Consider the following 13799-nt stretch of genomic DNA (forward strand, 5'->3'; position numbering starts at 1 on the left):
TACCGGGCCGACAACCGCTTCTCCTCGGTTTCCATCGAGGGCAACGTGTCGGTGACGCTCTGCCGCGACCGCGAGTTCCGCAGCCATTGCGAGCGCATCAACGAGAGCCAGTCGGCGCTCGACGGCTTCCTCGACAACGCCGTGAGCTCGGTTCGCGTCTACTGATCGCCGCTGGCGGATTCCGCGTCGATTTTCTCGGGATTTGCAGATATTTCTTGGGGTGTGCGGCGCCGCCGCCCCAGGGGATACTCATCATGAACCGCATGCGTCAAACCACGCTCGCCGCCTTGGCCGTGCTCGGCACCCTCGCCGTCACGCCCGCCCTCGCGGCCCCGAATGCCTACGTCATCTCCGATACCGTGCTGTACAAGAGCGCCAACGCGAGCTCCCAGCAGGTCAACTACGTCGAGGCCGGGCAATTGGTGATGGCCACCGAGTGCACGACCAACTACTGCTTCCTCGACGTGCCCGGCACCAATGGCTGGATCCGCAAGAGCCTGCTGGGGGCGCTGAAAAAGGGCAAGCCCGCCAACAACGCCCCGTTCAGCTTCAGCCTCGGCATCGGCGCCGACGGCAAGCCCTCGTTCTCGATCGGCGTCGGCAACACCGAGGCCGACGACATCGAGATCGAGGACCCGGAGGTCTGCTTCTTCAAGTCCAAGGGCTACGAGGGCTCCAGCTTCTGCGTCGAACCGGGCGATAGCGACGACTCGCTGCCCGGCAGCTGGGACAACTCCATATCTTCGATCACCGTCGTCGGCGGTGCCGAGGTGGTGGTCTGTTCGGGCGACGACCTGACCGGCACCTGCGCCTCGATCTCCTCGTCGAAGAAGTCGCTGCCGAGCCAGCTCGACAACAAGATCTCCTCCTACGAAGTCGAATAGCCGCAGAGGTGCGCCGCCGCCCGGGTGTCGGCGGCGCTCCCTCCCGGGCTCCGGCACGGCACACCCGACTGCCGCGGACAGGTTTGTTCTGAACCTGAACGAAATCCGACGCGTGGTGTTCAGCGTCGATTCAATCGCGGCATGGTCGTCTCGACCCGTCGGCTCGATGCCGACGGCGTCAACCCAGGAACACACCATGTCTCGCCTCTCTCGCACCCTCATCCTCGGCGCGGTACTTGTCGCGTCCTCGATTGCACCGGCCCTTGCGACACCGGCCCGCCTCACCGTCGGCTCGCCCTGGCGCGATGGGCCCGGGACCGACTACGCGGCGTTGGGCAACCTCGAAGCCGGCACCCGCGTCGACCTGATCTGGTGCGGCACCAGGGCGAACTTCTGTCTCGTCGAGCGTCACGGCAAGAAGGGCTGGGTGCCGCTGGATGCCCTCAATGTTCGCCCCGGCGGCGGTGGCGGCACCGACGACGTGGCCAGCACCGACGGCAAGGTCCTGCCGGGCACCAAGCCCGCTGCCATCGCGACCGAGATCGCCCCCTATTCGCCGCCGGGCGGGCCCACCTTCCACGAGATCGACCGGCCCAAGCTCATCACCAAGTACTGACGCGCCATGGACCGTCGGGCGAGGAGACCGAAGGTTCCCTCGCCGACCGCCCCTTGCTACACCGGTTCGATCCTTCCGAACCGGAGCGCGCGCCATCCCCGACGACCTGAAGATCGGCGACACCGTTCGGATCCCCCTCTCGGCGCTCGAGATCAGCTACGTGCGCAGCCCGGGCCCCGGCGGTCAGAACGTCAACAAGGTGGCGACCGCCGCGCAGTTGCGGTTCGACCTCGCGGGCGCGCCCGACCTCAGCGATGCGGTCAAGGCCCGCGCCGCGCGGCTCGCCGGCACCCGCCTCACCGGGGGTGGCACCATCGTCATCTTCGCCAGCCGGTTCCGCACCCAGCCGCAGAACCGCGACGACGCCATCGCACGCCTGGTGGACCTGCTCGAAACCGCGCTCGTGCCGCCGAAGCCGCGTCGCGCCACCCGGCCCACCCTCGGCTCGAAGCGCCGCCGGCTCGAGGGCAAGGCCCGCCACGGCGAGATCAAGCGCCTGCGCAGCACGCGACCGCCGCTCGGCTGATCGCCTACGTCCCCTTCCCCTCCGGGGCGACCGCGCGGGCGCTTGCCCACAGCACGGCAAAGCACAGCGTGCTGGCGATCCCGACGCCGGCCACCATCGCGACGCTCAATCGCGGCGACGCCAGCGCCGTCGCCAGGGCGAAGACGAAGGGCGCCACCGACGAGACCACCAGCCGGGCGGAACTGATCAGTCCCAGCCGCCGCCCGTAGCCGGCCGTTCCGAACAGGGCGAGCGGCAGCGTTCCCGAGACGATGCTCGAGAGCCCCGAGCCCAGCCCGAACAGCATGGCGAACAGCGCGGCCCCGGGCGCCGACGGCGCACTCAGTGCCAGCAGCACCAGGCCGAGCGGCATCGCCGCCGCGGCGATCACCGCCAGTGCCGGCTGCGACAGGCCGCGCCCGAAGCGCATGTTGACCAGTCGGGCCAGGACCTGCGCCGGCCCGAACAGCGTCGTCACCAGCACCCCCGATCCGCCCAGCCCCAGGGCGGCGAGCATTGGCACCATATGGACGAGGATCGACGACGAGACGAACCCCAGGAGGGCAAAGGCGAGCAGCATCACCAGTTGCGCCCGACCGGCCCGGGCGCCGTCGATCTGCGGCGGCACCTCGGTCGCCCGGCCGTCCGGCCCGCTCGCCCGTTGCCGTCGCGATACCCGCCCAAGCCAGCCATGCACCGGCAGGCAGACCAGCAGGTTGAGCGCGGCGAACACGAGGTAGACCTCGCGCCACCCCAGCGCGCCGTTGAGCAGGGCGGTGAGCGGCCAGAACAGCGTCGAGGCGAAGCCGGCGATCAGGGTCAGCAGCGTGATGCTGCGCTGCGCGCCCAGCGGGTTGATCTGCGCCAGCGCCGCGAAGGCGGTGGAATAGAGCACGAAGGCCGAGGCAACCTCCATGCCGGCCAGCCCCACGAGGAAGCTGAGCCGTTCGGGGGCGAGCGCCGTGGCGACGAGCGCCAGTGCCGCGCCGATCGAGCCGACGCTCATAACGCGCGCCGCGCCGAACCGGTCCGCCGCGGAACCCGCGAGTGGCGCGACCAGGCCGCCCAGCAGCAGCGAGGCCGAAAGCGCGCCATATACCCACTCCTCGGTCCAGCCGAAGGACCGGGCCATCTGCGGCGCCAGCGTGCTGAACGAGTAGTAGAGCGTGCCGTAGCCGACGATCTGCGTCAGCCCCAGCGCCCACACCACCGGCGCCATGCGCGTCGCCGCCGGTGCTGTCGTCGTCATGGTATCGGCTCTTTCGTCAGGCCAGTTCGGCGATAGTGGCATTCTGCCGCGCAACCCCGCAACCGCAGCCATCGGCCCCGGCGGCCTTGGCCACCTCGTCGGCGACACAGCACGACGCGGTCGTCGCTGCCGGCCCTCCGCAGCAACCGCCGGCCGTCCCCGGGGCGAGATCGGTCGAGCACACCCCGGTCTCCGGCAGCACCAGGTGCACCTGCCGCGCCGCGAGCGTATCGCCGGCGAGTTCGGCGACAATCGAGCGCACCTGCTCGTAGCCGGTCGCCATCAGGAAGGTCGGCGCCCGCCCATAGGACTTCGCCCCCACGATGTAGAACCCCGGCTCCGGCTGCGTCAGTTCCACCACCCCATGCGGCGGCACGGTGCCGCACGAGTGCCGGTTCGGATCGATCAGCGGCGACAGCGCCGGCGGCGCCTCGGTCGCCGGGTCGACCGCCACCCGCAGTTCCGACGCCAGCGAGAGGTCCGGCCGGAACCCCGTCGCCACGACGATCCGATCGACGCTGAACCGCGTCTCGAGCCGCCCGACGCTGCCCTCGACCGCGAGCCGGTCGCCCGCCTGCGTCACCCGGCGCGCCGCGAAAGGCGCCAGCACCTCGAGCCGGCCCGCATCGATCGCCGCCTTGGCCCTGAGGCCCAGCGCGCCGCGCTCCGGCAACTGGTCGTTGAGCCCGCCGCCCAGCAGCCTGTCGATCCGGCCGCGCCTGAGCGCCCACAGCACCGCCGTCCCCGGCGCCTCGCGCTGCAGCTCGAGCAGCGCCAGCACGACATTGATCGCCGAATGCCCGCTCCCGACCACCAGCACGGTCTTGCCGGCGTACGCGGCCCGCGCTGCACCCAGCACATCCGGAATGCCGTAGACGATCCGCTCGCCCGCCGCCCGCTCGCCGGGCACCGTCAGGCCGTCGATCCCCATCGGATTGGGCTGCCCCCAGGTGCCGGAGGCATCGATCACCGCCCGCGCCAGCGTCCGCTGCTCGGCGCCGGCCGCGTCGACCCATCGGATGTCGAACGGCGCATCGGCACGCCCGCGATCCGACACCTTGTCGACCCCCTGTCGCGTCACCGCGGTCACCCGCGCGCCGAGCCTCAGGCCGGCCGCGATCTCCGGCACGGCCGCCAGCGGCTCGAGATAGCGTTCGACGATCTCGCCCCCGGTCGGCAGTTCCGTCACCTCCGGCGCGTCCCACCCGGCCTGTTCCAGCAGTTGCCGCGCCGCTCCGGCGATGTTGTATGCCCACGGCGAGAACACCCGCACATGCGCCCATTCCCGCAGCGCCGCGCCGACCCCCGTGCCACGCTCGAACACCAGAGGTGCCAGCCCGCGCCCGACGATTTCCGCCGCCGCCGCAAGGCCCACCGGCCCCGCCCCGATCACCGCCACTGGCAGCTCATTCGACATCTCGGTCTCCGTATTCTGTATTTCTAGAAATTACGAATCTCACGTCAAATCAAGGCTCACGCCGCCGCCACGTCGGCATCGCTCGCACAGGCCGAATCGGCGCAGCACTCGTCCGCCAGGTAGCCGATCAGCGCATTCATCGCCGGATAGTTGGCCCGGCAGATCAGCGTCGTCGCCTGCCGCTCCTGCGTCACCAGCGCCACGTCCATCAGCTTCTTCAGGTGGTGCGACAGCGTCGATGCCGGGATATCGAGCTTCAGCTGCAGCTTGCCCACCGGCAGCCCGTTGCCCCCTGCCCGTACCAGATTGCGATAGATCGCCAGCCGGGTCGGGTTGCCCAGCGCTTCCATCTGCGATGCTGCTGTTTCGATGTTCATGGAACTAGCATACGCGATCCGGCGTCGCCGTCAACGCTATTTCGATAACTACCGAAATAGATACCGCCCCCGCCGTCATCAAACCGTCGTCTCATATCGATATTCCTCGATACATGGAATCATCCGCTGCCACCGAGATCTTCGCCGCCCTCGCCCAGCCCACCCGGCTCGCGGCCTTCCGCCTGATCCTGCGCCACGAGCCGCATGGCCTGCCTGCCGGCGAAGTCGCCCGCCGGCTCGAGGTGCCGCAGAACACCCTGTCCACCCACCTCGCCATCCTCGCCCGCGCCGGCCTCGTTTCGGCCGAGCGCCAGGGCCGCACCATCCTCTACCGCCCCGAGATCGATCGGGTGCGCCAGATCGCCAGCTACCTCGTGTCCGATTGCTGCGGCGGCCGCCCCGAACTCTGCGCGCCGCTGGTCGATGAATTCACCCCCTGCTGCACCCCGTCGCCGGAGCCGAGCTGTGCCTGCTGATCGCGTCTACAACGTCCTCTTCCTGTGCACCGGCAACTCCGCCCGCTCGGTATTGGGCGAAGTGCTGCTCAACCAGCTCGGCGGCGGCCGCTTCCACGCCTATTCGGCCGGCAGCACCCCGAAGGGCCAGGTGCATCCGATGACCATCGAGGTCCTCGAGGAGGCGGGCCTCCCCACCGCGGGTCTGCGTTCGAAGAGCTGGGACGAGTTCGCCGGCCCGGGCGCCCCGGTGATGGATTTCGTCTTCACCGTCTGCGACAACGCCGCCGGCGAGGCCTGCCCGATCTGGCCCGGCCAGCCGATGACCGCCCACTGGGGCATCGAGGACCCCGCCGCAATCGAGCCCGGCTTCAAGCAGCGCGCCGCCTTCGAGGACGCGCTGCGCTTCATGCGCAACCGCATCACCGCCTTCGTCAACCTGCCGATCCAGAGCATCGACCGCATGACCCTGGGCACGCGACTCAAGGACATCGGCGCCATGCCCGGCGCCACCGGCAAGTCGGGCGGCGCCGCCTGATGGACCTCTCCCGCCGCCTTGCCGCCGAGGCGCTCGGCACCGCGCTGCTCGTCGCCACCGTCGTCGGCTCCGGCATCATGGCCGAGCGCCTCACCACCGACACGGCGCTGGCCCTGCTCGGCAACACCCTGCCCACCGGCGCCATCCTCGTGGTGCTGATCACCATCCTCGGCCCCATCTCGGGCGCGCATTTCAACCCGGCCGTGTCGCTGGTCTTCGCGCTCCGCCGCGAACTCGCGCCCCGCGACGCCGCGCTCTACGCCCTCGTCCAGGTGCTGGGCGGCATCGCCGGCACCATCGTCGCACATCTGATGTTCGGCGAGGCGCCGCTGCAGCTCTCCGGGCACATCCGCACCGGCGGCCCGCAATGGTTCGCCGAAGCCGTCGCCGCCTTCGGCCTCGTCGCCGTCATCCTCGCCGGCCTCGTCCACGCCCGCACCGCCATCCCCTGGCTGGTCGGGCTCTACATCACCGCCGCCTACTGGTTCACCGCCTCGACCAGCTTCGCCAATCCGGCCGTCACCCTCGCCCGCGCGCTGACCGCCAGCTTTTCCGGCATCCGCCCACTCGATGCCCCCGGCTTCATCCTCGCCCAGCTCGCTGGCGCGCTGATCGCCCTCGCCGTCTGCGGCTGGCTCCTCGCTCCCTCAAAGGCCACACGATGACCGTCACCATCTACCACAACCCCGATTGCGGCACCTCGCGCAACACCCTCGCCATGATCCGCCAGAGCGGTGTCGAGCCCGTCATCGTCGAATACCTCAAGGCCCCGCCCAGCCGCGCCCGCATCCGCGACCTCGTCGCCGCCGCCGGCCTCACGCTCCGCGAAGCGCTCCGCATCATGGACACCCCCTACGACACCCTCGGCCTCGCCGACCCCGCGCTCGGCGACGACGCCCTCCTCGACGCCATCGAGGCCCACCCCATCCTCCTCAACCGCCCCTTCGTCGAGACCGAGAAAGGCACCCGCCTCTGCCGCCCCTCGGAGCTGGTGCTGGACATCCTCGACAACCCGGACATCGGGCCGTTCGTGAAGGAGGACGGGGAAGTGGTGGTTGACGAGGCGGGGCGAAGGGTGGGGTGAGCGGGACAGGCGACGGTGCCGCTGGCAGGAAACGCGGTCTGCGGATCGCCCATTGCCTTTGAACTCCCCCGCCCAAATCCCGCCACCATCCGGGTGCCAACTTGGTTTGCATCGCAAACACGAGTCATCCCATGACCGACCTCGATCGAGCCCTCGCCGATATCGTCGAAATCCGCAGCCGGCTGGCGCTGTCCAGCACCTTCCTGGGCTTGGGTCCGGCGGCGCTGGCCGGGTCGGGCGTGCTGGCCTTCGGCGTGGCGCTGGCGCAATCGCTGCTGCCGGGCACCAGCGATCCCCTCGCCTATTTCGCCGCCTGGGTGGCGACCGCGATGGCCTCCTGCGGCCTGATCGGCGGCGAGATGCTGCGGCGGGCCGAGCGCCATCACGGCGGGCTGGCCGACCAGATGATCCGCGAGGCGGTGCTGCATTTCGTCCCCGCCGGGGTGGCCGGCGCGGCGCTGCTCGCCTTCTTCGCCCGCTTCGCGCCGGCCGACCTGTGGATGCTGCCCGGCCTCTGGCTGGTTCTGGTCAGCCTCGGCATCTTTGCCGCGTCCCGCTCGCTGCCGCGCGCCATGCCGCTGGCCGGCGCCTGGTACTTCGTCTGCGGCTTCGCCGTGCTGCTGCTTGCGGCCGAGAACCACGCCCTCTCGCCCTGGCTGATGGGCCTCCCCTTCGCCATCGGCCAGTTGCTGGTCGCCTCCATCGTCCATCGCGCCGGCGAGGCCGACAATGTCGGCTGATGCCCCCTTCGCCTACCAGGGCCTCGACCGCGTCATCCACGAGAAGGCGCGGCTGGGTATCCTCACCTCGCTCGTCGGCCGCCCCGACGGACTCGCCTTCAGCGACCTGATGAAGCTGTGCGGCCTGACCCAGGGCAACCTCAACCGCCACCTGACCGTGCTGGAGGAGGCGGGCCTGGTGAGCGTCGAGAAGGGTTACGAGGCCAGGCGACCGCGCACCGACATCCGCCTCACCGTTCTTGGCCGGCAGCGCTTCCTCGACTATCTGGCGGTGCTCGAGCGGGTCGTCCGCGATGCGCAGGCGCGGGACCCCGCCGCCGCTCCCGCCGCTCCGGACCGCCCCCCCGACACACGCCGCCGCCTCCGCCCAGCCTGACCCCGAGCACAGTCCGCCCCACCCAAGGCGGCCCGCCGTCCCCTGCCGACCACCCGCCGACCGCCGACCGACTGCCGACGACCGACTGCCTACTCCCGACTGCCTACTCCCTACTCCCTACTCCCTACTCCCGACTGCCGACTGCCGACTGCCGACCCACCCCCAATTTAAAGGTTTGCAATGCAAACTACTCTCCATACCAAACTCCACGTCGCCATCATCATGGACGGCAATGGCCGCTGGGCTGAGGAGCGCGGATTGCCGCGACCCGACGGGCACCAGGTCGGGGCCGATGCGGTGCGCGCCATCGTCCGGGCCGCGGTGGAGCACCGGGTGAGCGCCCTCAGCCTCTATGCCTTTTCGAGCTATAACTGGCAGCGCCCGCCGGCCGAAGTGGCCGGGCTGATGGGCCTGCTGCGGCACTTCCTGCTGGTCGAGGTGCCGTGGCTGCGCGATTTCGGCGTTCGCATCACCGTGCTCGGCCGGCGCGATCGCCTGCCGATCGGCCTCGCCAAGGCCATCGGGCATGCCGAGGCCTCGACCCGCGACGGGCGCCGCCTGCACCTGAGGATCGCCATCGATTATTCCGCGCGCGATGCCATCCTCGCCGCCGCGGCCGATCACCTCACCGCCGACGAATTGTCCGGGCGGCTCGACACGGAGGATGTCGACCTGATGATCCGCACCGGCGGTGACCAGCGCCTCAGCGACTTCCTGCTCTGGGAGAGCGCCTATGCCGAGTTCTACTTCACCAGGGTCAAGTGGCCCGACTTCGGTCCCGACGACTTTGCCGCCGCCCTCGCGGACTACCATCGCCGCACCCGCAGCTTCGGCGGCGTGGTGGAGGCGGGCGCGGCGGCGGCGCCGCATTGATGTGACCGGCAAGCGCAGTACGTCAGGTCAGCGCCCTGCGGCAGCCGGCCGGACTCGGGGGGTCGCCGCCGTCTCCCGAGGGGAGAGAAGGTCGCCCCCTACCAGTGCCGGAAATAGCCCATCAGCATCAGGTTCACCGCCACCAGCACCGCGAACACGCCGGCCCAGAACCACAGGCCGGCGACGACCAGCCCGAGGGCGGCGACGGCGAACATGCCGAGCTTGAACCAGAGCAGCGCCGGCATCGCCAGCCGTCGCTTCGAGCGCGGCGCGGCGAACACTGCCCACAGCCCGACGAAGGCCGCGGCGGCCAGGGCGGCGCCGACCAGCCGCAGCCAGCTGTCCGGCAGCAGCGCGGCCAGCAGCACGAAGCCGGCCAGCGCCACCAGTTCGAGCAGGAAGGCCAGCGCCAGGTTGGCCATCTCGAAGCGCGAGCGTGGACGGCGTGGCGCGGGAGGCGTGTCGTGCCGATGGGCGTGGGCCCGGTGGCCGGTATGCGCTTTGCTGTGGCTCATGGTGCAATTCAAGCACAAGGCGCGCGCCGGGGAAATCCCGTCCGCAACGTTCCCCGTTCCCACTCCGTTCCTGCCGTGCTAGCCTGCCGGCATCGCTGCATCCTGCTGACACACCCTGACGCGACGCCTATCTATGGTGTCCGTTGCCGCCCCTTCGCCGCCCGAGACCGACCATGGCCGCCGACAAGAAACCCGCCCGCGAACCCGCCACCTTCTCCATCGACGATTTCATCGGCGAGATCGAGAAGGCCGAAGCGGCCGACCTGAACAAGCGCCTGCCGCAGGAGCGGCTGAAGAACAAGCGGGCACTCGACAACGCCGCCCGCCGCGCTGCCGAGGCCGCCGGCACCGGTATCCAGCCGCTGGTGCCGCAGCCCTTGGAAAAACCCAGGAAATCCGCCCGCAGCGCGGCGACGGGCATGGCGCTCAAGGCGCCGAAATCCAAGGCCAACTCCGTCGACCGCCCGGATTTCGGCGGCTTCGGCGAATCCGACCAGGCCGGCTTCGGTCATGTGCCCTCCTCCCGGGCGACCGCCCGCGGCATCAGCCGCGCCGCTGCCAAGGACCCTGCCGTGCTCGAGCAGTTGCGCGGCGCGCTGGCCACCGCGGTGCAGGGCGCGCCACAGGCCAAAGTCACCGGCAAGGCGAAAGTCCCCGGTAGCTCGTCGAAGAAATCCGTCGCCCTGCCCGGCCAGAGTCTCGCCGGCGCGCAGACGGTCGGCATCTCGGCCACGGTGAAGGCGCTCGAGGACATCATCCTGCACGGCCGCAAGGAGGTGGAGGGCAATACCGAGTGGAAGCCGCACCGCCCGCTGCCGCGCGAGAAATCCGAGGGCGGCATCCCGTTCCGGCTGGTCACCCCCTACGAGCCGGCCGGCGACCAGCCGACCGCCATCGCCGATCTCGTCGAGGGCGTCGACAATGGCGAGACCGACCAGGTGCTGCTCGGCGTCACCGGCTCGGGCAAGACCTACACTATGGCGCAGACCATCATGCGCACGCAGCGCCCGGCGCTGATCCTCGCCCCCAACAAGACGCTGGCAGCGCAGCTCTACGGCGAGATGAAGTCGTTCTTCCCGGAGAACGCCGTCGAATACTTCGTCTCCTATTACGATTACTACCAGCCCGAGGCCTATGTGCCGCGCACCGACACCTATATCGAGAAGGAATCGACCATCAACGAGCAGATCGACCGCATGCGCCACGCCGCGACGCGCGCCCTGCTCGAGCGCGACGACGTCATCATCGTCGCCTCGGTCTCCTGCATCTACGGCATCGGCTCGGTGGAAGACTACACCGCCATGACCTTCGACCTGCGCAAGGGCCAGAAGGTCGACCAGCAGCAATTGCTGCGCTCGCTCGCCCAGCTGCAGTACAAGCGCGGCGACGCCGGCTTCACCCGCGGCACCTTCCGCGTGCGCGGCGACACCATCGAGCTGTTCCCCGCCCACTACGAGGATGCCGCCTGGCGCATCACGCTGTTCGGCAACGAGATCGAGCAGATCGCCGAGTTCGACCCGCTCACCGGCAAGAAGAGCTCGGACCTCACCCATATCCGCATCTTCGCCAATTCCCACTACGTGACGCCGCGCGCCACGCTCACCGGCGCCATCAAGGAAATCCGCAAGGAGCTCGCCGCCCGCCTGCAGGAGCTGAACGGCGCCGGCCGCTTCCTCGAGGCGCAAAGACTCGAACAGCGGTGCCTGTTCGATCTCGAGATGATGGAAGCCACCGGCTCCTGCGCCGGCATCGAGAACTATTCGCGCTATTTCTCCGGGAGGAAGCCCGGCGAGCCGCCGCCGACCCTGTTCGAATATCTCCCCGACCATGCGCTGGTCTTCATCGACGAAAGCCACGTCACCGTCGGCCAGCTCGGCGCCATGTATCGCGGCGACCTCAGGCGCAAGGCCACCCTCGCCGAATACGGCTTCCGCCTGCCCTCGGCCATGGACAACCGCCCGCTCCGCTTCGAGGAGTGGAACGCCATGCGCCCGCAGACCGTCTACGTCTCGGCCACCCCCGGCGCCTGGGAGATGGAGCAGGCCGGCGGCGTCTTCGCCGAGCAGGTCATCCGCCCCACCGGCCTGATCGACCCGCCGGTCGAGATCCGCCCGGCCAAGACCCAGGTCGACGACGTCGTCGACGAGATTCGCCAGGTCAGCAAGGCCGGCTACCGCACGCTGGTCACCGTGCTCACCAAGCGCATGGCCGAGGACCTCACCGAATACCTGCACGAGCAGGGCATCCGCGTGCGCTACATGCACTCCGACATCGACACCATCGAGCGCATCGAGATCATCCGCGACCTCCGGCTGGGCGGCTTCGACGTGCTGGTCGGCATCAACCTCCTGCGCGAAGGCCTCGACATCCCCGAATGCGGCCTCGTCGCCATCCTCGATGCCGATAAGGAAGGCTTCCTGCGCTCGGAAACCTCGCTGATCCAGACCATCGGCCGCGCCGCCCGCAACGTCGACGGCCGCGTCATCCTCTACGCCGACCACGTCACCGGCTCGATGGACCGCGCCATGGCCGAAACCAACCGGCGCCGCGAAAAGCAGGTCGCCTACAACCTCGCCAACGGCATCACCCCGCAAAGCGTCAAGTCCAACATCCAGAACATCGTCGACTCGGTCTACGAGCAGGACCACGTCACCGTCTCGATCGGCAAGGACAAGTCCGGCAAGGAAAAAGTCCAGGCCGGCGCCAACCTCGCCGCCGTGATCAAGGACCTCGAGCGCGAGATGCGCGAAGCCGCGACGAACCTGGAATTCGAAAAGGCCGCCCGGCTGCGCGACGAGATCAAGCGGTTGAGGGAGATGGAACTGGACGTGCTGGACGCCAAAGTGACGGACGACGCCTAGTCGACGAAGGCGCACCGGCACCGCAGTCGTCGCTCCCTCCCGGCCGAAGGCGGGGAGGGGGGACCATGCGCAGCATGGTGGGTGGGCCCTCTCGAAGCGCACCGGACCAGGCAAGGCGGGGTGTGTGGAAGGGCATGGGACCTTCAAGGCGCGCCGACGCCGCAGTCGGCGCTCCCTCCCGGCCGAAGGCGGGGAGGGGGGACCATGCGCAGCATGGTGGGTGGGCCCTCTCGAAGCGCGCCGGACCAGGCAAGACAGGGCGGAGGAACCCGCCCGACAGTCACGGAGAACCCGATGAGCATCGCCCGCTCCCGTTCCCTCCGTCGCAGCCTGTCGCCCGCCGAGGCACGGCTGTGGAACGCCCTGCGCACCGGCGACCTCAAGCCCTGGCACTTCCGCCGCCAGGTCGGCGTCGGGCCATACTACGCCGATTTCGCCTCGCTCGGCGCCGCCCTCATCGTCGAGGTCGACGGCTCCGGCCACTTCACCGACGAGGCCGGCGCCTACGACGCACGCCGCGACGCCTTTCTCCGCTCGAAGGGCTTCCGCGTCCTGCGCGTCACCACGTCGGACGTGCTCAACCGCCTCGACAGCGTCTACGCCGCCATCCTCGCCGCCCTGCCCACCCCCTGACCCACCGACGCGGCACTCGTCGCTCCCCCCGGCCGCAGCCGGCACCAATGCCGCAGTCGTCGCTCCCTCTCGGCCAAAGGCCGGGAGGGGGGACCAGCGCAGCTGGTGGGTGGGCCCGCGCCAGCCTCACCCATCCCCACCCCACCCACCGCCCTCCGGGCGGTCCCCCCTCCCCGCCGTCCCGGCGAGGAGGGAGCGCCGACTGAAACACCGCAGCCGGCACCAATGCCGCAGCCGGCACCAATGCCGCAGTCGTCGCTCCCTCCCGGCCGCAGGCCGGGAGGGGGGACCAGCGAAGCTGGTGGGTGGGCCGGCGCCACCCTCGCCCATCCCCACCCCACCCCCCGCCCTCCGGGCGGTCCCCCCTCCCCGCCGTCCCGGCGAGGAGGGAGCGCCAACCGAAACACCGCAGCCGGCACCAATGCCGCAGTCGTCGCTCCCGCTCGGCCAAAGGCCGGGAGGGGGGACCAGCGCAGCTGGTGGGTGGGCTCGCGCCACCCTCGCCCATCCCCGCCCCACCCCCCGCCCTGCGGGCGGTCCCCCCTCCCCGCCGTCCCGGCGAGGAGGGAGCGCCGACTGAAACACCGCAGCCGGCACCAATGCCGCAGTCGTCGCTCCCTCTCGGCCAAAGGCCGGGAGGGGGGACCAGCGCAGCTGGTGGGTGGGCCGGCGCCAA

General features: G+C 70.0%; 16 protein-coding genes. 12 read left to right on the forward strand and 4 right to left on the reverse strand.

All coding sequences use genetic code 11. The features are described from left to right. The first annotated feature begins 254 nt into the window (after nucleotides 1–254). The 3 genes from ACE3TU_RS11200 (at nucleotide 255) to arfB (ending at nucleotide 2026) form a co-directional block, all read left to right on the forward strand. A complete protein-coding gene (locus tag ACE3TU_RS11200) occupies nucleotides 255–884 on the forward strand; it encodes a peptidase inhibitor family I36 protein (protein ID WP_374624147.1) in 630 nt (209 codons plus the stop codon). A gap of 196 nt (nucleotides 885–1080) precedes the next feature. Beyond that, a complete protein-coding gene (locus ACE3TU_RS11205) occupies nucleotides 1081–1500 on the forward strand; it encodes an SH3 domain-containing protein (RefSeq protein WP_374624150.1) in 420 nt (139 codons plus the stop codon). Between the two features lie 112 nt (nucleotides 1501–1612). After that, the gene (arfB, locus tag ACE3TU_RS11210; RefSeq protein WP_374624189.1) at nucleotides 1613–2026 is read left to right on the forward strand and encodes an alternative ribosome rescue aminoacyl-tRNA hydrolase ArfB; all 414 of its coding nucleotides are present in this window, start codon (nucleotides 1613–1615) and stop codon (nucleotides 2024–2026) included. A gap of 4 nt (nucleotides 2027–2030) precedes the next feature. Here the strand turns inward: arfB and arsK are convergent, their stop codons facing one another. From arsK to ACE3TU_RS11225, 3 genes are read right to left on the reverse strand one after another with little or no spacing between them, the layout of a single operon-like run. After that, a complete protein-coding gene (gene arsK / locus ACE3TU_RS11215; RefSeq protein ID WP_374624153.1) occupies nucleotides 2031–3254 on the reverse strand; it encodes an arsenite efflux MFS transporter ArsK in 1224 nt (407 codons plus the stop codon). Between the two features lie 16 nt (nucleotides 3255–3270). Next, a complete protein-coding gene (locus ACE3TU_RS11220) occupies nucleotides 3271–4671 on the reverse strand; it encodes an FAD-dependent oxidoreductase (protein ID WP_374624156.1) in 1401 nt (466 codons plus the stop codon). A gap of 56 nt (nucleotides 4672–4727) precedes the next feature. Then, the gene (locus tag ACE3TU_RS11225; protein WP_374624159.1) at nucleotides 4728–5048 is read right to left on the reverse strand and encodes an ArsR/SmtB family transcription factor; all 321 of its coding nucleotides are present in this window, start codon (nucleotides 5046–5048) and stop codon (nucleotides 4728–4730) included. A 113-nt stretch (nucleotides 5049–5161) separates the two neighbouring features. On the opposite strand from ACE3TU_RS11225, the gene ACE3TU_RS11230 reads away from it, so the two are divergent. From ACE3TU_RS11230 to uppS, 7 genes are all read left to right on the forward strand, one after another. Then, nucleotides 5162–5524: an ArsR/SmtB family transcription factor gene (locus tag ACE3TU_RS11230; RefSeq protein WP_374624162.1), complete on the forward strand. Its 363-nt coding sequence runs from the start codon at nucleotides 5162–5164 to the stop codon at nucleotides 5522–5524. Then, entirely contained in the window at nucleotides 5472–6041 is a 570-nt protein-coding gene (locus tag ACE3TU_RS11235; protein ID WP_374624165.1) for an arsenate reductase ArsC, read from the forward strand. The genes ACE3TU_RS11230 and ACE3TU_RS11235 overlap by 53 nt, the downstream gene beginning before the upstream one ends. Further along, the gene (locus tag ACE3TU_RS11240; protein ID WP_374624168.1) at nucleotides 6041–6706 is read left to right on the forward strand and encodes an aquaporin; all 666 of its coding nucleotides are present in this window, start codon (nucleotides 6041–6043) and stop codon (nucleotides 6704–6706) included. The genes ACE3TU_RS11235 and ACE3TU_RS11240 overlap by 1 nt, the downstream gene beginning before the upstream one ends. Further along, nucleotides 6703–7125 (forward strand): arsenate reductase (glutaredoxin), encoded by a 423-nt coding sequence (gene arsC / locus ACE3TU_RS11245; protein ID WP_374624171.1) that lies wholly within the window; start codon nucleotides 6703–6705, stop codon nucleotides 7123–7125. The genes ACE3TU_RS11240 and arsC overlap by 4 nt, the downstream gene beginning before the upstream one ends. A gap of 131 nt (nucleotides 7126–7256) precedes the next feature. Then, complete coding sequence (locus ACE3TU_RS11250) at nucleotides 7257–7865, forward strand: hypothetical protein (RefSeq protein WP_374624174.1); 609 nt, start codon at nucleotides 7257–7259, stop codon at nucleotides 7863–7865. After that, nucleotides 7855–8241, forward strand: coding sequence for a transcriptional regulator (locus tag ACE3TU_RS11255; RefSeq protein WP_374624177.1), 387 nt, complete (start codon nucleotides 7855–7857; stop codon nucleotides 8239–8241). The genes ACE3TU_RS11250 and ACE3TU_RS11255 overlap by 11 nt, the downstream gene beginning before the upstream one ends. 180 nt (nucleotides 8242–8421) lie before the next feature. Then, nucleotides 8422–9114, forward strand: coding sequence for a polyprenyl diphosphate synthase (uppS, locus tag ACE3TU_RS11260; RefSeq protein ID WP_374624180.1), 693 nt, complete (start codon nucleotides 8422–8424; stop codon nucleotides 9112–9114). 98 nt (nucleotides 9115–9212) lie between these two features. Here uppS and ACE3TU_RS11265 read toward each other — a convergent pair whose 3' ends face one another. After that, nucleotides 9213–9629 (reverse strand): YrdB family protein, encoded by a 417-nt coding sequence (locus ACE3TU_RS11265; RefSeq protein ID WP_374624183.1) that lies wholly within the window; start codon nucleotides 9627–9629, stop codon nucleotides 9213–9215. A 419-nt stretch (nucleotides 9630–10048) separates the two neighbouring features. Here ACE3TU_RS11265 and uvrB point away from each other — a divergent pair, with 419 nt between their 5' ends. Next, nucleotides 10049–12490, forward strand: coding sequence for an excinuclease ABC subunit UvrB (gene uvrB / locus ACE3TU_RS11270; RefSeq protein WP_374624192.1), 2442 nt, complete (start codon nucleotides 10049–10051; stop codon nucleotides 12488–12490). A 294-nt stretch (nucleotides 12491–12784) separates the two neighbouring features. After that, a complete protein-coding gene (locus tag ACE3TU_RS11275) occupies nucleotides 12785–13123 on the forward strand; it encodes an endonuclease domain-containing protein (protein ID WP_374624186.1) in 339 nt (112 codons plus the stop codon). Nucleotides 13124–13799 lie beyond the last annotated feature (676 nt).

This window comes from Devosia sp. (assembly GCF_041917035.1).
Classification (GTDB): domain Bacteria; phylum Pseudomonadota; class Alphaproteobacteria; order Rhizobiales; family Devosiaceae; genus Devosia_A.